Origin of the sequence: Streptomyces sp. NBC_00090 (assembly GCF_045160815.1) — a bacterium.
Taxonomy (GTDB): Bacteria; Actinomycetota; Actinomycetes; order Streptomycetales; family Streptomycetaceae; genus Streptomyces.
The window spans coordinates 4,172,955-4,190,839 of record NZ_CP108224.1 but is presented as its reverse complement, the minus strand read 5'-3'; the positions used below and the strand labels follow the sequence as shown (position 1 = coordinate 4,190,839).

Genomic DNA, 17,885 nt, shown 5'->3' with positions numbered 1-17,885 from the left:
GTAGGGCGGGGGATGGAAACCATGGGGCACATGGGGCACATGGGGTATACGGCGACGGGAGAACCGTCGAACGCCGAACGGCTGTGGGGCGAGCCGGTCACTCCCGACCAACTCGCCGCGGCCGAGTACGGCTACGAGCGCTGCGGCCCGGCCGAACGGCTCCTGTGGGAGCGGCTCTCCGTCTTCGAGGGCGCCTTCGGCCGGGACGCCGTCCGGGAGGTCTGCGCCTCCGGCACGCTCCCCTCGGAGAGGATCCAGGCGGTCCTCGACCGGCTCGCGCCCCTCGCGCTCCTCCCCGTCGACGACCTGTTCGACGGCGAGGACGGGGCGCCCCGCTACTGGATGCCGCACCCGATGCGGGCCGTCGGCGCCCGCCGGCTCACCGGGCGCGGCGACCGCTGGGCGGTCGTCCTGCACCACCGGAGGTGGTGCGTGAAGCTGGCCCGCCGGGCCGCCGACTGGTGGCAGAGCGGCCGGCAGATCGACGCCCGGGACCTCGCCCTGCGGGAACTCCCGGACCTGGCGGCCGCCATGGATCCGACGACCGCGCCGCTCTCGTCGAGCGCCGAGGCCGACACGGCCGTCGAGATCACGGTCTCCCTGTGGTTCCTGTGGGTGGCCTGCGGGCGGGTGGCCGAGGGCCGGACACGACTGCGGCACGCCCTCTCCCTGCACGCGGGACCGCAGCCCGCCCGGGCCCTCTGGCTCGCCGCCTTCCTGGAGCTGGAGTCGGGCCGCCCGGAGGACGCCGACCCCCTCCTCGTACAGGCCTGGGCGGCGGCCGTACGGGACGGGGACGACCGCTGCCTGGCGCTGCTGAGCCACCTGCGCGGCTCGATCACCCTCTACCAGGGGCGTACGCGGGCGGCGGCGGACGAGTTCCGGGACGCGCTGTCCCAGATGGGGGAGCACCCGGACTTCGGGCCGACCCGGGAGATGTGCTGGGCCGGGCTCGCGCTCACGCTGAGCCGGACCGACCCGGAGGCGGCGCAGGAGGCCCTGGACCAGCTCCTCCTGGACACGGCGAGCCGGCGGGCCTGGGCGGGCCGCGACCTGTGGGCCGACGCCTGGGCGCACCACGCGCGCGCCGAACTCCTCGCCTGGGACGGGGAACGCGAGCGGGCCGCCGAGCACGCCCGGCGGGCCCTCCTCGGCCATCTGACGCTCGGCTCCGCGGTGGGCGCGTCCTGCGCGGCCGAACTCCTCGCCCAGATGCGGATCGTGAGCGGACGGCCCACCTCCGGCGCCCATCTCCTGGGCGCCGTGGACCTGTTCAGATCCTCCGTCTTCGACACCTCGTACCGGCCGGCGAAGTACTGCGCGATCGCGCGGGAACGGAGCGAGACGGCCCTGCGGGCGCTGCTCGACGACCTGGAGCTGTGCCGCGCGTACGAAGAGGGCGCGCGGCTGGGCCTGTTCGCGCTGGCGGGCGAGGCGTAGGGGCGTATCGGACCACGGCCCGTTGTCGGTGGCTCTGTCTACGATGTCGGAATGATCGCCTTCGTCGTGGCCGCCGTCTTCCTGCTGCTCTTCGGGGCCGGGGTGCTGCGCGACCGGCGCCGCTTCGGCAACGCCGTGTACCTGGGCCTGGCCGTCACCTTCTTCGGGATCGGGCTCCTGCTGGAGATCGACGCCGCACCGCCCGGTGTCTCCGAGACCGTGATGATCCTCGTGCTGCTCGTCCTCGGCGTCGGTCCGGTCGTCCTCGCCGGACTCCTCTGCGCGAACGGGGTGAAGATGGTCCGCAGGGAGGGCAGACGCCCGGCGAACCTGCTCTCGCTCCTCGCCGGGCTCGGCATGTTCGGGGTGATGGGCCTGATGGTGGCGGTGGCCGTCACGCACTCCCGGGCCCTGGACCTGGTCGTCGTCACCACCCTGCTCGTCCTCGGCTACGTCTCGTTCCTCTTCCTCTGCTTCGTCGGGTACGCGTTCCTCTACGGCCGGATGCGCCTCCGCCGGGACGCGGAGTACGTCGTCGTCCTCGGCTCCGGGCTGATCGGCGGCCGCCGCGTGCCACCGCTCCTCGCGAGCCGCCTGGACCGCGGCCGGCAGGTGTACGAGAAGCTGGCCGCGCGCGGCGGGGACGCGCCCGTCCTCATCACCTCGGGCGGCCGGGGCCCCGACGAGGAGCTGCCCGAGTCCCACGCCATGGCCGACTACCTCGTCGAGCGCGGCTTCCCGGCCGGGGCGGTCGTGCGCGAGGACCGCTCGCGCACCACCGAGGAGAACATGCTCTTCAGCAAGGAGCTGATGGAGCGGGACCGGCCGGGCTCCTCCTGCGTGATCGTCACCAACGACTTCCACGCCTTCCGGGCCGCGCTGACGGCCCGGAGAGCCGGGGTGGACGGCCAGGTCGTCGGCTCGCCCACCGCCGCCTACTTCTGGCCGTCGGCGACCATCCGTGAGTTCGCCGCGGTCTTCCTCCAGTACAAGGTGGTGAACCTCGGGATCTGCGCGACGCTGATCCTGCTCGGCGTACTGGCGTGGCTCGTCCGCTGACCGTCCGGCGCCGCCCGGCGGCCCGGGTGGCCCGGGCCGTTCACGGCGTGACGATCGGGAACTGCGGGTCGGGCTTCGTCACGTACGAGAAGAGCCGCGCGAGCAGCGCCGGGTCGCCCTCCGCCTGGATCCCGAGCTCCTGGAGGCTCCGGCCCGCCAGCAGGCCGAGGAGCTGCGCCTTGGCCAGCGTGAGCGTGAGCCCGGCGGGGGTCCGGGGCGCGCCCTGGACCACCCGCTGGGTGAGGGCGCCGTTGTGCAGGGTGAGGCGGTGGCGCGTCCCCGCACCCGTGGGACCGTCCAGCACGACCAGGTCGACGGTCAGGTCGTCGTCCCAGGCGCGCGGCCCGTCGATGCGTACGGCGATCGAGTCGACGAGCATGGGGACGGTGAGGGCCATCGACATCTCGGGGTTGGACGTGTCGAGATCCGTCTTGCGGATGCCCTCGCGGAGCTCCAGCGCCGAGGTCAGGTAGAAGTTGCGCCAGGTGCCGTTCTCGGAGCCGTACCCGAGCCGGTCGTAGACCGAGGCGAGGGCCTCCTTCGCCTCGACGTTCCCCGACTCGGCGAAGACGAGGTGGTTGAGGAGGGTCGCCGCGAACCGCAGGTCGCCCGCGTCGACGTACTCGCGGGCCTTGGCGAGCGTCGCCGCGGGGCCGCCGGCCACGGCCACGTACCGCTTCGCGATCTCGACCGGCGGGTGCTCCCAGAGATGGGCCACGTTGCCGTCGAACCAGCCCAGGTAGCGCTGGTAGACCGCCTTGCTGTTGTGGCTCAGCGAGCCGTAGTAGCCGCGCGCGTGCCAGGACGCGGCCAGGGCGGGCGGCAGCTCGATCCGCTCGGCGATCTCCGGTCCGGTGAGGCCCTCGTTCGCGAGCCGCAGCGTCTGGTCGTGCAGGTACGCGTAGAGGTCCCGCTGCTCGGTCAGGAACCGCACCACGTTGTCGTGGCCCCAGGTCGGCCAGTGGTGGGAGGCGAAGCCGACGTCGTACTGCCCGTGGAAGAACTCGACCGCCTCGTCGAGGTAAGCGGACCAGACGCGGGAGTCGCGGACGACCGCCCCGCGCAGGGTCAGGATGTTGTGCATGTTGTGCGTGGCGTTCTCGGCCAGGCACAGGGCACGCAGTTCGGGGAAGAGGAAGTTCATCTCGGCCGGGGCCTCGGTGCCGGGCGTGAGCTGGAAGACGATCCGCACGCCGTCGATCGTCACCTCCTGGCCGGTGAAGGTGACGTCCACGGTCGGCGGGATGAGGCTGATGGTGCCGAGCGAGGTGGTCTGACCGAGTCCGGCGCCGATCTGGGCGTCCGGGGCCTTGGGGAGGTTCGCCCCGTACATGAAGACCGCGCGCCGGGTCATCGCGTTCCCCGCGTACACGTTCTCGCTGACCGCGTGCTCCAGGAAGCCGGCCGGGGCGACGATCGGCACGCCCTGCTCGGTGCCGTGGGGCAGGATCCCGCGGGCGCCGCCGAAGTGGTCGCCGTGCGAGTGGGTGTAGATCATGCCGGTGACGGGCCGCTCGCCGCGGTGCTCCTTGTAGAGCGCGAGCGCGGCGGCGGCGGTCTCCGTGGAGATGAGCGGGTCGATGACGATGATCCCGTGCTCGCCCTCGACGATCGTCATGTTCGACAGGTCGAGGCCCCGCACCTGGTAGACGCCCCCGGTGACCTCGTACAGCCCCTGCCGGGCGCAGAGCTGGGCCTGGCGCCAGAGGCTGGGATGCGCGGTGTCGGGGCAGTCCGCCTTGAGGAAGTCGTAGACGTCCCCGTCCCAGACGGTCCGGCCGTCGGCGGCCGTGATCGCGCCGGGGACCAGGGCGCCCAGGAAGCCCCGGTCCGCGTTGTCGAAGTCGGTGGTGTCGTCGAAGGAGGGCAGGGTCTCGCTCATGTACGGGGTGCTCCGTTCCGCGCGGGCGGTGATCGGCGTTCCGGTCCATCTGAACACCGGGGCACTACGACCGCACTTCGGAGCGGCCCCTGTGGGAGGGGCGGGAGCGGCGCTCCGTACCTAGTCTGGAGGGAGGCACGGAGGTGACCCATGAGGCGACGCCACCACTTCCACATCGACTATCTCGGGCACTCGGTCTCCGCGACGGTCCAGACCGGGCACACGCCCGTCGTCGAGGTCCTCGTCGACGGCAAGGAGACGGGGCACGCCACGACGAAGGACGACCGGCCGGTCACGGTCCCGATAGAGCTGCCGACGGACCCGCCGACGGCCGTGACCGTCCGGGCCACCGCGGGGCCCGGCGTGCCGCGCTGCCTGCTGCTCGCGGCGGCGGACGGGGAGCCGCACGTGATGGCGCCGAGACTGTACTGAGCGGGGGCCGGGGCCGCCGTCCCCACGCCCGGCTTCCCGATCAGGAGAGCAAGGCCATGCCGATGATCAGGAAGACGACGAAGGCGATGACCCCGGCCACGGCCGCCGTCTTGCGGGGGCGGCGCCGGGAGAGCTCGGCGAGACCGCCGCCCGAGGCTCCGCCGGCCGACCGCTCGCGCCGACGGGAGGCGGGCGCCGGGGTGGGTGCGGTGCGGGGCGAGGGTCTGGGGGCGGGTGGGGGCTGGTGGGGCGGCTGGTGCCCCGGAGCCGTGTGGTGGCCGGGCATGGGCGCGGGCTGCCGGGGCTGATGAGCTTGCTGCGACTGATGGCTCTGATGGCTCTGCTGGGTCGTATGAGCCGGGTGGCTCTGGTGGCTCTGCTGGCTCTGATGACTCTGATGGGTCGGCTGCGCGTAGCCGCCGCGCCAGGCGCCGGACGAGAACCAGTCGGCGATCGCCTGCGCCGAGGGCCGCTGCTCCGGCTGCTTGGCCAGCAGGCTCAGCAGGTACGTCTCGAAGACGGGCGGCAGCACCACTCCCAGCCGGCCGGGCGGCAGCGGCGCGGTGTCGATGTGCTGGTACAGGAGGGCCGTGGCCGTGTCCGCGCGGAACGGCGGGCGCCCGGTGAGCAGTTGGTAGAGCACGCACCCCAGCGAGTACACGTCGGACGCGGACGAGGCGGGCTGTCCGAGGGCCCGCTCGGGCGCGAGGTAGAGACCGGTGCCCACGATCTGGCCCGTCGTCGTGAGCGCCGCGGACGGGTCGTCGACGAACCGCGCGATGCCGAAGTCGGCCAGCTTCACCGTGCCCTCGGCGTCGACCAGCAGGTTCCCCGGCTTGATGTCCCGGTGCACGACACCCTGCCGGTGCGCGGCCGCCAGCCCGGCGGCGGCGTGGGCGGCGACCACGGCCACCCGCTCGGCCGGCAGGACCAGGGGATCGGACGGGCTGCCCGCGAGACTGTCGCCCTCGACCAACTCCATGACGAGGTACAGCTTCCCGTCCCACGTACCGAAGTCGAAGACGCCCACCACGTGCGGGTGGCTCAGCCGTGCGGCGGTCTGCGCCTCCAGCCGGAAGCGGTCCCCGGCGGACGGGTCGGAGCCGTGACCCAGCATCAACTTCACGGCGACGGATCGGCCGAGCACCTCGTCGGTGGCCTGCCACACTTCGCCCATGCCGCCCCGGCCGATACACACATGAAGCCGATATCGGTCCGCGACCAGCACCTGGAGACCACCCTTTCGACGATCGATCAACATGACGGAAGGGAACCAGCGTAGAGCCGCCCGACCACCCCCCTCGCCGCGCGCCCCCTCCCAGACGCCATAGACCCTCTCCCCGGCCTCCGCGCGGGCATGATGACGGGATGCTGATCGAACACGAGGGCCTCGCACCGACCGTCCACCCCACCGCGTACGTCGCCCCGACGGCGACCCTCTCCGGCGACGTGCGCGTCGGCGCCGACTGCCGGATCCTCTTCGGAGCCGTACTGACCGCCGAGGGCGGCCCGGTGGAGCTCGGCGAGGGCTGCATCGTCATGGAGAACGCGGTCCTGCGCGGCACCCGCCGCGATGCCCTGACCCTCGGCCGGCACGTACTGGTCGGGCCGACCTCCTCCCTCACCGGCTGCACGGTGGAGGACGAGGTCTTCCTCGCCACGGGCAGCCGGGTGTTCAACGGGGCGCGGATCGGTACGCGCTCGGAGGTCCGCGTCAACGGGATCGTGCACCTGCGGACGGTGCTCCCCGCCGACGCGACCGTCCCGATCGGCTGGGTCGCGGTCGGGGACCCGGCGAGGATCCTCCCCCCGAACGACAACGGCGAGATCTGGAACGTGCAGAAGGAACTGGACTTCCCCGGCTACGTCTTCGGCCTGGACCGCCCGGCGGAGGGGGAGAGCCTCATGCCGTCCGTCTCCGAACGCTACGGCCGCGCGCTGGGCCGCCACCGCGAGGACCGCCAGCTCTGACGCTCCGGCCCCCTCCCCCAGGGGGTGGACGACACCTGTGACGCGGGTGAACGGAGGGTGTCACCCGACGGCTAGCATCACGGCGTTGTCTCTGAGCGTGGGACGGAGTGGGTCGTGGCACGACCGCGTATGGGTGTGGCGGTACTGACGATGGGCACGCGCCCCGACGAGCTGCGGGCCCTGCTCGCAGCCGTGGCGCGGCAGGACGAACCGGCCGCCCGGATCGTCGTCATCGGCAACGGCACCGGGACGCTCCCGGAGCTCCCCGAGGGCGTCACCGGGGTGGAACTCCCCGAGAACAGGGGCGTGTCGGGCGGCCGGAACGTCGCCATCGAGACGCTGCGCGCCTTCGGTGACGTCGACGTGGTGGTGGACCTCGACGACGACGGACTGCTCGTCGACACGGACGTCTTCCGCCGCCTCGCCGACCTGTACGAGGCCGACCCCGCCCTCGGCGTGGTCTCGTTCCGCATCGCCGACGAGACCGGTGAGACACAGCGCCGGCACGTTCCCCGCCTCGGAGCGAAGGACCCGCTGCTCGGCGGCGAGGTGACGACGTTCCTCGGCGGCGGCCACGGCCTGTCGATGACGATGCTCGACCGGATCGGCGGCTGGCCCGAGGACTTCTTCTTCACCCACGAGGAGACCGACCTCGCCTGGCGGGCCCTCGACGCGGGCTGGAAGGTCGTCTACGCGCCGGAACTCCTGCTCCAGCACCCGAAGACCAGCCCGGCCCGGCACGCCGTCTACTACCGGATGACCGCCCGCAACCGCGTCTGGCTGGCCAAGCGCAACCTGCCCGTCCCGCTGGTCCCCGTCTACCTCGGCGTGTGGACCCTCCTGACACTCGCCCGCACCCGCTCCCTGCCGGGCCTCGCGGCCTGGTTCGGCGGCTTCGCGGAGGGCGTCCGCCGCCCCTGCGGCCCGCGCCGCCCGATGCGCTGGTCCACGGTCGGCCGCATGACCCGCCTGGGCCGCCCGCCGATCATCTAGTGCCTGTCGCGCAGTGGCCGGCCGATCCCGCAGGCCGGCCACTCCGGCGTGTGCCGAATGCTCAGCTCGGGATGTCTTCCAGCGGAAGGTGGTCGCGGTAGTACTGCGACTCCAACCATTCCTCCTTTACGAAGAGCGGGCGCGTTAGGCGCGCTTCTCCGACCCGCTGCGAACGCAGGAGGATTCCGAGATCGGTCAAGGAGAGCGACTCGTCAGGGGTGTACAGCACCCAGTTTCCGTGCTCGGCGGCGTGGTCCAGGAGGAACTGGTGGCCCTCTGCTGGATCGCGGCCCGCCAGCGGGAATCCTGCAAGGAAGACCTGCGGTCCGGTGATTGCATCCAGGGCTACGCATGCAAGCTTGCCCGCGTCGTAAAACGCCTTCACCCCGCCCGGGAAGTCCTCCTGCTCGTAGGGACCGCCACCCTGTGCCTCTGGCCCGGAGACCAGCAGGGCCTCGGCGACCTCGGCTGGAGACATCCCGAACCACAGCGGCCCCACGCCGCCTTCGGCCCGCAGCTCCCAGACTTCGCGCTCCATGCCTGTGCTCATCCCCTCTACGTTTGACCGGCCATGTCTGTGTCCGTCAGAGAAACCTGCAACAGCTGCCTCGGCTGCGGCTCCAGTGCTGTGACCCAGAAGGTTCACTGGGTTGGTGAAGCGGGGTGCTTGTAGCTGATGAGCGATGCCGCTACTGGAAGCGGGAGACGAAACGGCGTTGCCAGGGTGTCTCGACGGCGCGCGGAGCGTAGTGCTCCCGGACGTAGGCGACGGCCTCACGGTGGGATACCCCGTCGAGCACGGCGAGGCATGCCAGTGCGGTGCCGGTTCGTCCGTGTCCACCGGCGCAGGCGATCTCGATGCGTTCGGCCTCGGCGCGTGCCCATGCCTCGCGCAGCGCGTCGGCGGTTGTGGCGCGGTCGGACGGCAGCCAGAAGTCGGGCCAGCGGAGCCAGCGGCTTTCCCAGGCGACCGGCGGTGGCCGGTGGCCCAGCAGGTAGAGCGCGAAGGTGGGCTGCGGGCCATGCGGGAGTGGCCGGCTCAGTCCCCGGCCGCGGACGAGCCGACCTGAGGGCAGTCGCAGCACGCCCGCCATCGTGGGTTCCCATGCAGCAGTCACGGTGCGAGCGTAGCCCCCGTTCGGTTGACGGTCAGGCGGCCTTCATCTGTCGGCCGTCCCAGGCAGAGGCCTTCCTCCGGACATCGCGGTGTGGCGCGCGGTCCGGCGGGGCGGAGACACCAAGACCCGGAAGCCCCGGCGGACGCCCGCCCTGCCGGCGCGCTGCGTAGAGGCTCTCTGGCGGCAATTCGAAGATCAAGGATGGGACCGGCTTGCCGCTGACGAGAAGGGGGAGGAGCACGGGCTCGTCTTCTCCTCGGCCGTGGGCAAGCCGCTCGACGCGGCCCACGTCCGCCGTGCCTTCCGCCAGGAGCGGTAGTCACGCAGAGAGACACGCAGACAAAAGCAGGTGGGGCAGTCCTCGAATTCGAGTACTGCCCCACCTGCTGTTTTGGCTGTCGGGGTGGCGGGATTTGAACCCACGACCTCTTCGTCCCGAACGAAGCGCGCTGCCAAGCTGCGCTACACCCCGATGTCGCTGCTCTGTTCTTCACGTCGCGGCGACATCGCTTACTTTAGCCCACGCGCGCGCTGAGACGAAATCCGGTTTTCGGGGAGTCGCACCGCAGGTCGGACGTGGTCGAGGCCGACGATCGCGAGGCCCAGGGCGTAGAAGGCCGCGCCCAGCACGACCGCGTTGGTGAGGACGCCGGCGTAGCCGTGGGCGGTGACGTCCAGGAACGGGTACGTGTAGCGGTTGGGCGTGTCGGGGGAGAGCAGCGCGCCGCGGATCAGGGCGAAGGCGAAGTAGAGCCCCGGGATCGCGAGCCATTGGGCGGCGTGGCGCCGGCGGAGGGCGCCGGGAGCGGTGAGGAGGAGGAAGTCGAGCACCGCGCCGATCGGGGTGACGGTGTGGAGGAGCTGGTTGGCGACGGCCTTCGCGCCGGTGAGGCGGGCGATCTCGGCGGCCTGGGCGATCAGGCCCCGGAACGCCGCCGCGTAGGGGCGGCGGGGGGCGGGGGCATGACGGCGGAGGCCGGCACGGCCGCGTCGTGGGGCGTGATCATCCCCCCCCCCACCGTAGGTGCCTACGCGCGAGCCGTCAGCGTGAGCAGGGTGACCTCGGGCGGGCAGGCGAAGCGGACCGGGGTGAAGCGGTTGGTGCCGCAGCCCGCCGAGACGTGCAGGTAGGAGGTCCGGTCGGCGACCGTGTGGGTGGAGAGCCCCTTCACCCGGTCGGTGTCCAGGTCGCAGTTGGTGACGAGCGCCCCGTAGAAGGGGATGCACAGCTGGCCGCCGTGGGTGTGCCCGGCGAGGATCAGCTCGTACCCGTCCGCCGTGAAGGCGTCGAGCGAGCGCAGGTACGGGGCGTGGACGACGCCCACGGTGAAGTCGGCCGAGGCGTCGGGGCCGCCGGCCACCCGCTCGTACCGGTCGCGCTTGATGTGCGGGTCGTCCAGGCCGGTGAAGGCCAGTTCGGCCTCGGGCAGCTTGAGCCGGCCGCGGGTGTTGGTGAGGTCGACCCAGCCCGCCGCGTCGAAGGCGTCCCGCATGCCCTCCCACGGGTTGTGGACGGCGCCGACGACGGGCTTGTTGCCGTTGAGGCCGTGGCGGCCCTGGGCCTTCTCCATCAGGTAGCGGGCGGGGTTGCGCAGCTTCGGCCCGTAGTAGTCGTTGGAGCCGAAGACGTACACGCCCGGGAACTCCATCAGCGGGCCGAGCGCGTCCAGGACCTCCGGCACCGCGTCGGGGTCGGAGAGGTTGTCGCCGGTGTTGACGACGAAGTCCGGGCGGAGCCCCGCGAGGGACTGGAGCCAGGCCCGCTTCTTGCGCTGACCGCTCACCATGTGGATGTCGGAGACCTGAAGGACCCGCAGGTCGCGCATGCCGGGCGGGAGTACGGGCACGGTGACGCGCCGGAGCCGGAAGGAGCGGGCCTCGAAGCCGGCCGCGTAGACGAGTCCGGCCGCGGCCGTCGCCGTGAGACCTGCCGTGACCTTCAGGGGGATCCCGTACCGTGCGCGCATCGCACCATCGTCGCAGACCCGACGAGCGGAAATGTGCGGGCGGGTGGGGTGGGGCACCTGCCACACTTGACCCCATGACCACGCTCAAGGAGAAGCTCAAGGCCGACCTCGACGCCGCGATCAGGGGGCGCGACGAACTGCGTTCCTCGACCCTGCGGCTGACCATCACCGCGATCACCATGGAGGAGGTCTCGGGCAAGTCCAAGCGCGAACTCTCCGACGACGAGGTGCTGAAGGTGATCGCCAAGGAGGCGAAGAAGCGCCGCGAGGCCGCGGAAGCCTTCGCCCAGGGAGGTCGCGCCGAGTCCGCCGAGCGGGAGCGGGCCGAGGGCGTCCTGCTCGACGCGTACCTGCCGAAGCAGCTCAGCGACGAGGAGCTCGACGGGATCGTCGCGGCCGCCGTCGAGGAGGCGAAGGCCGCGGGCGCCGAGGGGCCGCGCGCCATGGGCGCCGTCATGAAGATCGTGAACCCGAAGGTGGCCGGCCAGGCCGACGGCGGCCGCGTCGCCGCCTCCGTGAAGAAGCTGCTCGCGGGCTGATCCGCGAAGCACCGCAGGGAAGCGGAGCACCGCAGGGAAGCGGAGCACCGCAGGGAAGCGGAGCACCGCAGGGAAGCGGAGCACGTACGAGGAAGGGCGCCCCACCGGAGTGGGGCGCCCTTCCTCGTGTCCGTTCCGTGCGTCAGCGGTTTCCGCCGCGGCGGTTGCCGGTGGTGTCGCCGTCCTCGTCGTCGCCGAACATGCCCGGCGGGATCGTGATCCCGGGGAACGGGCTGGTCGGCGGCTTCGTGTCGCCCGGCTTGGCGTCGCCCGGCTTCTTCGGCTTGTTCGGGCCTTCCTCGCCCTCCTTCTCCTTGTCCTTGGGCTTCTCGGCCCGCGGTACGGAGATGGGGTTGAAGCCCGGCGTCTCGGAGGCGTCCAGGGCGCCCGTCATCGCGATCTTCCAGATGGGGCCGGGGAGGCAGCCACCACAGACCTTGTCGTAGTACTGGCCGCCGATGGTGATGTCGTACATCGACTTCTTCTCGCCGACGTCGTCACCGACCCAGACGGCGGTGGAGAGGTTCGGGGTGTAGCCGACGAACCAGGCGTCCTTGCGGTCGTTGGTCGTACCGGTCTTGCCCGCGTTGTCGCGGTCGCTGAGACCGGCCTTCTGGCCCGTACCGTCCTCGACGACGCCCTTCAGCATCTGGTTGATCGTGTCGGCGGTCCGGTCGCTCATCGCCCGCGTGCACTTGGTCTGCGGCACGTTCAGCTTGTCGCCGTTGGCGGCCTTGACCGACTCGATCGCGACGGGGCTGCAGTAGATGCCGCGGTTGGCGAAGGTCGCGTAGACGGTCGCCATGTCGAGCGGGGTGCTCTCCTGGGCGCCGAGGGTGATCGAGGGGAGTTCCTTGACCTTCTTGCCGAGCTCGCGCTCGTACCCGACCTTCTTGGCCATCGTGACCGTCTCGCAGAGGCCCGCCATCTGCTCGAGCTTCGCGAAGTACGTGTTGATGGACTTGCCGAGGGCGCTGGTCATGTCGAAGGAGCCCTCCTCCGACTTGAGCTCGTTGCCGATCTCCCAGTTGGCGTACCCGGCCGGGCTGCCGTCGCAGCGGGTGTAGTCGTTCTCCGGGATGTTGATCTTCCACGGGGTGTCGAAGGACTGAGCCGGGCTCAGTCCCTTCTCCAGCGCCGCCGCGGCCGTGATCGGCTTGAAGGTCGAGCCGACCTGGAAGCCGTACGTGGTGCCGCCCATCTTGCTGCCGACGGCGAGGTTGAGCGTGGTCTGGTGCTGCTTCTGGTCCAGGCCGTACGGACGGGACTGGCCCATCGACAGGATCCGGCCGGTGCGCGGCTGGACCTGCACCACCGAGGCGGCGACCGGGTCGTCCTTGTTGATCTTCGCGACGGCGGCCTCGTTGGCGGCGGCCTGCGCGCGCGGGTCGAGCGTGGTCTTGACGGTGAGACCGCCGAGGTTCCACAGCTTCTGCCGCTCCTCGGCCGTCTTCCCGAAGACCGGGTCGGTCAGGATCGTCTTGCGGACGTAGTCGCAGAAGAAGCCGGCGCCGTCGACGGCGGTGATGCAGCCGTTCTTCGGCGTCTTGACCTTCAGCTTGAGCGGCGCGGCCTTCGCCTTGTCCGCCTCCGCCTGGCTGATGTCCTTCACGTCGGCCATCCGCTGGAGGACCACGTTGCGGCGCTTGGTGGCTTCCTGGAGGTCGTTGATCGGGTCGTAGCGGCTCGGCGACTGGACGAGACCGGCCATCATCGCCGCCTCGCCCAGGGTCAGGTTGGCGGCCGGCTTGGAGAAGTACCGCTGGGAGGCGGCCTCGATGCCGTACGCCTGCTGCCCGAAGAACGTGATGTTGAGGTAGTTCTCCAGGATCTTCTTCTTGCCCAGCTCCTCCTCGACCTGGATCGCGAACTTCAGCTCGCGAACCTTGCGGCCGATGGTCTGCTGGGTGGCCTGCGCGACCTTCTCGGGGTCGTCGCCCGCCTCCTCGACGAAGACGTTCTTCACGTACTGCTGGGTCAGCGTGGACGCGCCCTGCGCGACCCCGCCCGACTGCGCGTTGCGGTTGATCGCGCGCAGCACGCCCTTGAGGTCGATCGCCCCGTGCTCGTAGAAGCGGCCGTCCTCGATCGCGACGATCGCCTTCTGCATGTACGGGGAGATCTTGTCCAGCGGGACGACCTTCCGGTCCCGCGAGTACACCGTGGCGAGGAGTCCGCCCTCGGCGTCGAGAATGGTGGTGCGCTGACTCAGCGGCGGGGTCTTCAAGTTGGAGGGGATCTCGTCGAACCCCTCGACCGTGCCCTTCGCGGCCAGTCCGAGTGCTCCGGCCGCGGGCAGGGCGATGCCTGCCAGCACGGCTCCCGCGAGCACACTGACACCGAGGAACTTGGCGGCCTGCTGGGTCCCGGTCAGACCACCGCCCGAGCGCTTCTTTGCCATGGGGGCAGCCTACGTTCTCATTCGCCGGACACGCGTATATGCCTTGGCCTAAGCTGCTCACAACTGTCACAGCAGTGCGGTCTCGCATCAAGACCCGTGCGTGACATCGACATGAATTCCCGTGACCCCGAAACACGGGAAGCTCGTGTCCGTTTCCGGCACATGCGTCACACGGTGCCCGATGTGGCCCCGGCAAGGAACGGCATATCTGCACGGTATGTCCGCTATCACACGCATGTCCTTCGATCACTCCCCTGGGTGATCTGACGCGTACGCATAGTCCGTTCGGGCCATTCAAGATTGGGCCCGAAGGGGGTGTTGCGCTGTGCCCACCTTCCGTAACGTCCCAACTGGCAGCGGTGAATATGCCGCTGCCGCCGTGGGGGAGCCTCGATTCGGGAGAGGACGGCGCCGGTATGGGCTGGGTAGCTGACTGGAGTGCGCAGGCGGCCTGCCGCACTACCGATCCGGATGAACTTTTCGTGCAGGGAGCGGCACAGAACAGGGCAAAGGCGGTGTGCACCGGATGCCCGGTGCGGACCGAGTGCCTCGCCGACGCCCTGGACAACCGCGTGGAGTTCGGTGTGTGGGGCGGCATGACGGAGCGCGAACGCCGCGCCCTGCTGCGACGACGGCCGACCGTCACCTCGTGGCGCCGGCTGCTGGAGACCGCGCGTACGGAGTACGAGCGGGGAGCGGGCCTGCTGCCCGTGGCGATCGAGGACGACGCGACGTACGAGGCGTACGCGGCGGTCGGCTAGACCGCGGCGCGCGTCGACAGGGGCGGTCGCCTACGAGGACCGTCGTGTACGTGGACGGCCGTGGACGCGGAGGGTCGCGTACGAGGAGGGTCGCGTACGAGGTGGACAGCGGCTCAGGCCGAGGGCGTCCGCCCGGCCGTGAGCCGGTCACCGATGGCCCGCAGCCCGGCGAGGTCGTGCACATCGCCGGGCAGGGCGGCCACTTCGGCCACCGCCACCTCGGGGTGGAGAGCCGTGAAGCGGTCCCGCGTGCGCTGCTCACGCGTGAGCACCCGCATGCGCTCGGCATGCAGGCGCAACAGGCCCGCGGTGAGATGTCGTACGTCTGCGTCTGTCTGGGCTGTCGGGGTTACGTCTGTGTGCTGTGCTGAGGCCGGTTCGGCTGTGGGGGCAGCCTCGGGTACGGAAGGTACGGCGGCGGTGGCGAGGTCTGACAGCTCGGGCGACGTGGCCGGGGAGCCACTTCGTCCAGTCTTCCCGCCCCCCTGATCCGTCATGCGCCCCTCCTCAAGATTTTCCGCGGCGGCCCGCGCCCGCTCGGCCGAGAGGCCGGCGGCGCCGCTGCCGTGGACGCGGTTGAGGACGAGACCGGCCAGCGGCATCTCCTCGGCGGCGAGCCGCTCCACGAAGTACGCGGCCTCGCGCAGCGCGTCCCGCTCCGGTGTGGCGACGACGAGGAAGGCCGTGCCCGGGGCCTGGAGCAGTCGGTACGTGGCGTCGGCGCGGGTGCGGAAGCCGCCGAACATCGTGTCCATCGCCGCCACGAAGGTCTGTACGTCCTTGAGGAACTGACCCCCGAGCAGCTTCCCGAGCGTCCCCGTCATCATCGACATGCCGACGTTCAGGAACTTCATGCCGGCCCGGCCGCCCACCTTCGCCGGGGCCATGAGCAGCTTGATGAACTTCCCGTCGAGGAAGGACCCGAGCCGCTTCGGCGCGTCCAGGAAGTCCAGGGCGGAGCGGGACGGCGGCGTGTCGACCACGATCAGGTCCCACGCGTCGCGCGCCCTGAGCTGGCCCAGCTTCTCCATCGCCATGTACTCCTGCGTACCGGCGAAGCCGGCCGACAGGGACTGGTAGAAGGGGTTCTCCAGGATCGCCCGGGCCCGCTCCGGATCCGCGTGCGCCTCGACGATCTCGTCGAAGGTCCGCTTCATGTCGAGCATCATGGCGTGCAGTTCGCCGCCGTCGGACCCCTTGATCCCGTCCACCTTGCGGGGGGTGTTGTCGAGGGAGTCGATGCCCATCGACTGCGCGAGCCGCCGGGCCGGGTCGATGGTGAGCACGACGACCCGCCGACCGCGCTCCGCCGCCCGTACGCCGAGGGCCGCCGCCGTGGTCGTCTTGCCGACCCCGCCCGCGCCGCAGCAGACGATGATGCGGGTGCCCAGGTCGTCGATGAGCGGGTCGAGCTCGAGCACGGGCACCGAGTCGAGGCCGGTCGTGTCGGGGTCGGCCGTGGTGGGGCCGGTCGCGCCGAGGCCGGTCGTGTCGAGGCCGCCCTCGGCGGTCGCCTTCTCCGTCACGCGCCCACCCCTTGCCTCCGCAGTTCCTTCGCCAGCCGGTAGAGCCCCGCGATGTCCCCGCCGTCCCCCAGGAACGGGAGCTCGTACGAGGGGACGCCGATGCCGTCCAGGACCGCGCGCTGCGCCCGCTCCAGCTCCACCCGCCGGGCGTGCTCGGCCGCCTGGTCGAGGAGCGGCTCGACCAGGCGCGCGCCGCCCGTGACGCCGACGGAGACCAGGCTCCGCGCGATCGCGTCCCGGTGGTCGCCGGAGGCGGCCCGTACCGCCGCCTCGTCGAGGACGTGCGGGCGGACCATGTTCACCACGACCCGCCCCACCGGCAGTTCGGCCGCGCGGAGCTCCGCGATGCCGTCCGCCGTCTCCTGGACCGGCATCTCCTCCAGGAGGGTCACCAGATGGACCGCCGTCTCGGGCGACTTGAGGACCCGCATGACGGCCTGTGCCTGATTGTGTATCGGGCCGATCCTGGCCAGGCCCGCGACCTCGTCGTTGACGTTGAGGAAGCGGGTGATGCGGCCGGTGGGCGGCGCGTCCATGACCACGTGGTCGTAGGTGTGGCCGCCGTGCTTCTCGCGCCGCCGGACCGCCTCGCACGCCTTGCCGGTCAGCAGGACGTCCCGTACCCCCGGGGCTATCGTCGTCGCGAAGTCGATCGCGCCGAGTTTCTTCAGGGCCCGCCCCGCGCTGCCCAGTTTGTAGAACATCTGGAGGTAGTCGAGGAGCGCGCGCTCGGCGTCGATCGCCAGCGCGTACACCTCGCCGCCGCCCGGGGCGACGGCGATCTTGCGCTCCTCGTACGGAAGCGCCTCCGTCTCGAAGAGCTGTGCGATGCCCTGTCTGCCTTCGACCTCGACGAGGAGGGTGCGTTTGCCCTCCGTCGCGAGGGCGAGCGCGAGGGCGGCGGCGACCGTCGTCTTACCGGTACCGCCCTTGCCGCTGACGACCTGGAGCCTGCTCACGCTGTCGAGCCTAACCACTGGCGACGGCGCCCAATCAGGAGGCCGCCCCGCGGCAGCGGATACAGTCGGCTCCATGACCAAGTGGGAGTACGTCACGGTGCCGCTTCTGGTGCACGCGACGAAGCAGATTCTGGACACCTGGGGCGAGGACGGCTGGGAGCTCGTCCAGGTCGTGCCCGGGCCGAACAACCCCGAGCAGCTCGTGGCCTACCTGAAGCGGGCCAAGTCGTGAGCGGGGCCGTCGAGGCGAGGCTCGCCGAGCTCGGCCTGACCCTGCCGGAGGTCGTGCCCCCGCTGGCCGCCTACCAGCCGGCCGTTCAGTCGGGCGTGTACGTCTACACCTCGGGCCAGCTCCCGATGGTGGGGGGCAAGCTCTCGGTGACCGGCAAGGTCGGCGACGAGGTCACCGCCGAGGAGGCCAAGCAGCTCGCGGCCACCTGCGCGCTGAACGCCCTCGCGGCCGTGAAGTCGGTCGCCGGTGACCTGGACCGGATCAAGCGGGTCGTGAAGGTCGTCGGCTTCGTCGCCTCGGCCTCCGACTTCACCGGGCAGCCGGCCGTCATCAACGGCGCCAGCGAGCTGCTCGGCGCCGTCCTCGGCGAGAAGGGCGTGCACGCGCGCAGCGCCGTCGGCGTGGCCGTGCTGCCGCTCGACGCGCCGGTCGAGGTCGAGGTCCAGGTGGAGCTCGTCGAGGCCTGACCGCCCCCTGTCGGTGAAGAGCCGGTTCCTTCGTGCGGTTCCTTCGTGCGAGGGAACCGGCTCTCGTGCGTTCCGGCTGCTCCCCGGTCTTCCGGCCGTTCCCGGCCATTCCGGCCTCGTGCATTCCGGTGCTTGCGC

At 71.1% G+C, this 17,885-nt stretch carries 18 protein-coding genes, 1 tRNA gene and 1 pseudogene; 10 read left to right on the top strand and 10 right to left on the bottom strand.

What is annotated here, in order from left to right; all coding sequences use genetic code 11:
• The first annotated feature begins 30 nt into the window (after positions 1-30).
• Positions 31-1,440 carry a tetratricopeptide repeat protein gene (locus tag OG361_RS18555; protein WP_405854945.1) on the top strand — a complete coding sequence of 470 codons (1,410 nt, stop codon included), beginning with the start codon at positions 31-33 and terminating at the stop codon, positions 1,438-1,440.
• 51 nt (positions 1,441-1,491) lie between these two features.
• Entirely contained in the window at positions 1,492-2,499 is a 1,008-nt protein-coding gene (locus tag OG361_RS18550) for a YdcF family protein (protein ID WP_405854943.1), read from the top strand.
• Between the two features lie 40 nt (positions 2,500-2,539).
• Here OG361_RS18550 and OG361_RS18545 read toward each other — a convergent pair whose 3' ends face one another.
• Positions 2,540-4,381, bottom strand: a complete 1,842-nt coding sequence (locus tag OG361_RS18545) for an alkyl/aryl-sulfatase (protein ID WP_405854941.1) — start codon at positions 4,379-4,381, stop codon at positions 2,540-2,542.
• A gap of 150 nt (positions 4,382-4,531) precedes the next feature.
• Here OG361_RS18545 and OG361_RS18540 point away from each other — a divergent pair, with 150 nt between their 5' ends.
• The gene (locus OG361_RS18540; RefSeq protein ID WP_405854939.1) at positions 4,532-4,813 is read left to right on the top strand and encodes a hypothetical protein; all 282 of its coding nucleotides are present in this window, start codon (positions 4,532-4,534) and stop codon (positions 4,811-4,813) included.
• 40 nt (positions 4,814-4,853) lie between these two features.
• Here the strand turns inward: OG361_RS18540 and OG361_RS18535 are convergent, their stop codons facing one another.
• Positions 4,854-5,990, bottom strand: a complete 1,137-nt coding sequence (locus OG361_RS18535; protein ID WP_405854937.1) for a serine/threonine-protein kinase — start codon at positions 5,988-5,990, stop codon at positions 4,854-4,856.
• Positions 5,991-6,181: 191 nt separating this feature from the next.
• On the opposite strand from OG361_RS18535, the gene OG361_RS18530 reads away from it, so the two are divergent.
• On the top strand, positions 6,182-6,784 hold the full coding sequence (locus OG361_RS18530) for a gamma carbonic anhydrase family protein (protein ID WP_405854935.1): 603 nt from the start codon (positions 6,182-6,184) through the stop codon (positions 6,782-6,784).
• A gap of 129 nt (positions 6,785-6,913) precedes the next feature.
• Positions 6,914-7,777: a glycosyltransferase family 2 protein gene (locus tag OG361_RS18525; protein ID WP_384563883.1), complete on the top strand. Its 864-nt coding sequence runs from the start codon at positions 6,914-6,916 to the stop codon at positions 7,775-7,777.
• Positions 7,778-7,838: 61 nt separating this feature from the next.
• Here OG361_RS18525 and OG361_RS18520 read toward each other — a convergent pair whose 3' ends face one another.
• Together OG361_RS18520 and OG361_RS18515 are read right to left on the bottom strand one after the other, a co-directional pair.
• Complete coding sequence (locus tag OG361_RS18520; RefSeq protein ID WP_405854933.1) at positions 7,839-8,315, bottom strand: hypothetical protein; 477 nt, start codon at positions 8,313-8,315, stop codon at positions 7,839-7,841.
• Positions 8,316-8,466: 151 nt separating this feature from the next.
• The gene (locus tag OG361_RS18515; RefSeq protein WP_405854931.1) at positions 8,467-8,895 is read right to left on the bottom strand and encodes a protein-tyrosine phosphatase family protein; all 429 of its coding nucleotides are present in this window, start codon (positions 8,893-8,895) and stop codon (positions 8,467-8,469) included.
• Positions 8,896-8,968: 73 nt separating this feature from the next.
• Here OG361_RS18515 and OG361_RS18510 point away from each other — a divergent pair.
• Positions 8,969-9,205: pseudogene (locus OG361_RS18510) on the top strand (site-specific integrase); the annotation flags it as partial.
• An 88-nt stretch (positions 9,206-9,293) separates the two neighbouring features.
• Here OG361_RS18510 and OG361_RS18505 read toward each other — a convergent pair.
• From OG361_RS18505 to OG361_RS18495, 3 genes are all read right to left on the bottom strand, one after another.
• Positions 9,294-9,367 (bottom strand) — tRNA-Pro (locus OG361_RS18505).
• 38 nt (positions 9,368-9,405) lie between these two features.
• Positions 9,406-9,735 (bottom strand): Pr6Pr family membrane protein, encoded by a 330-nt coding sequence (locus tag OG361_RS18500; RefSeq protein WP_405862324.1) that lies wholly within the window; start codon positions 9,733-9,735, stop codon positions 9,406-9,408.
• Positions 9,736-9,923: 188 nt separating this feature from the next.
• The gene (locus OG361_RS18495; protein ID WP_405854929.1) at positions 9,924-10,862 is read right to left on the bottom strand and encodes a metallophosphoesterase; all 939 of its coding nucleotides are present in this window, start codon (positions 10,860-10,862) and stop codon (positions 9,924-9,926) included.
• Between the two features lie 74 nt (positions 10,863-10,936).
• Here OG361_RS18495 and OG361_RS18490 point away from each other — a divergent pair, with 74 nt between their 5' ends.
• Positions 10,937-11,401, top strand: a complete 465-nt coding sequence (locus tag OG361_RS18490; protein WP_055642689.1) for a GatB/YqeY domain-containing protein — start codon at positions 10,937-10,939, stop codon at positions 11,399-11,401.
• A gap of 142 nt (positions 11,402-11,543) precedes the next feature.
• Here OG361_RS18490 and OG361_RS18485 read toward each other — a convergent pair whose 3' ends face one another.
• Positions 11,544-13,802 (bottom strand): transglycosylase domain-containing protein, encoded by a 2,259-nt coding sequence (locus OG361_RS18485; protein ID WP_405854926.1) that lies wholly within the window; start codon positions 13,800-13,802, stop codon positions 11,544-11,546.
• A gap of 416 nt (positions 13,803-14,218) precedes the next feature.
• On the opposite strand from OG361_RS18485, the gene OG361_RS18480 reads away from it, so the two are divergent.
• Positions 14,219-14,563 (top strand): WhiB family transcriptional regulator, encoded by a 345-nt coding sequence (locus OG361_RS18480; protein WP_015034550.1) that lies wholly within the window; start codon positions 14,219-14,221, stop codon positions 14,561-14,563.
• Between the two features lie 113 nt (positions 14,564-14,676).
• Here the strand turns inward: OG361_RS18480 and OG361_RS18475 are convergent, their stop codons facing one another.
• A complete protein-coding gene (locus tag OG361_RS18475; protein ID WP_405862322.1) occupies positions 14,677-15,990 on the bottom strand; it encodes an ArsA family ATPase in 1,314 nt (437 codons plus the stop codon).
• 95 nt (positions 15,991-16,085) lie between these two features.
• On the bottom strand, positions 16,086-17,048 hold the full coding sequence (locus OG361_RS18470; RefSeq protein ID WP_384563712.1) for an ArsA family ATPase: 963 nt from the start codon (positions 17,046-17,048) through the stop codon (positions 16,086-16,088).
• Positions 17,049-17,121: 73 nt separating this feature from the next.
• Between OG361_RS18470 and OG361_RS18465 the strand changes: the two genes are divergently transcribed.
• Together OG361_RS18465 and OG361_RS18460 are read left to right on the top strand one after the other, a co-directional pair.
• A complete protein-coding gene (locus OG361_RS18465; protein ID WP_015034547.1) occupies positions 17,122-17,280 on the top strand; it encodes a DUF4177 domain-containing protein in 159 nt (52 codons plus the stop codon).
• Complete coding sequence (locus tag OG361_RS18460; protein WP_405854923.1) at positions 17,277-17,747, top strand: RidA family protein; 471 nt, start codon at positions 17,277-17,279, stop codon at positions 17,745-17,747. Before OG361_RS18465 ends, OG361_RS18460 begins: the two co-directional genes overlap by 4 nt.
• Positions 17,748-17,885 lie beyond the last annotated feature (138 nt).

Coding starts and splice junctions, on each gene's coding strand:
- OG361_RS18555 (WP_405854945.1), top strand. CDS start 31: ATGGGGCACATGGGGTATACGGCGACGGGAGAACCGTCGAACGCCGAA.
- OG361_RS18550 (WP_405854943.1), top strand. CDS start 1,492: ATGATCGCCTTCGTCGTGGCCGCCGTCTTCCTGCTGCTCTTCGGGGCC.
- OG361_RS18545 (WP_405854941.1), bottom strand. CDS start 4,381: ATGAGCGAGACCCTGCCCTCCTTCGACGACACCACCGACTTCGACAAC.
- OG361_RS18540 (WP_405854939.1), top strand. CDS start 4,532: ATGAGGCGACGCCACCACTTCCACATCGACTATCTCGGGCACTCGGTC.
- OG361_RS18535 (WP_405854937.1), bottom strand. CDS start 5,990: ATGGGCGAAGTGTGGCAGGCCACCGACGAGGTGCTCGGCCGATCCGTC.
- OG361_RS18530 (WP_405854935.1), top strand. CDS start 6,182: ATGCTGATCGAACACGAGGGCCTCGCACCGACCGTCCACCCCACCGCG.
- OG361_RS18525 (WP_384563883.1), top strand. CDS start 6,914: ATGGGTGTGGCGGTACTGACGATGGGCACGCGCCCCGACGAGCTGCGG.
- OG361_RS18520 (WP_405854933.1), bottom strand. CDS start 8,315: ATGGAGCGCGAAGTCTGGGAGCTGCGGGCCGAAGGCGGCGTGGGGCCG.
- OG361_RS18495 (WP_405854929.1), bottom strand. CDS start 10,862: ATGCGCGCACGGTACGGGATCCCCCTGAAGGTCACGGCAGGTCTCACG.
- OG361_RS18490 (WP_055642689.1), top strand. CDS start 10,937: ATGACCACGCTCAAGGAGAAGCTCAAGGCCGACCTCGACGCCGCGATC.
- OG361_RS18485 (WP_405854926.1), bottom strand. CDS start 13,802: ATGGCAAAGAAGCGCTCGGGCGGTGGTCTGACCGGGACCCAGCAGGCC.
- OG361_RS18480 (WP_015034550.1), top strand. CDS start 14,219: ATGGGCTGGGTAGCTGACTGGAGTGCGCAGGCGGCCTGCCGCACTACC.
- OG361_RS18465 (WP_015034547.1), top strand. CDS start 17,122: ATGACCAAGTGGGAGTACGTCACGGTGCCGCTTCTGGTGCACGCGACG.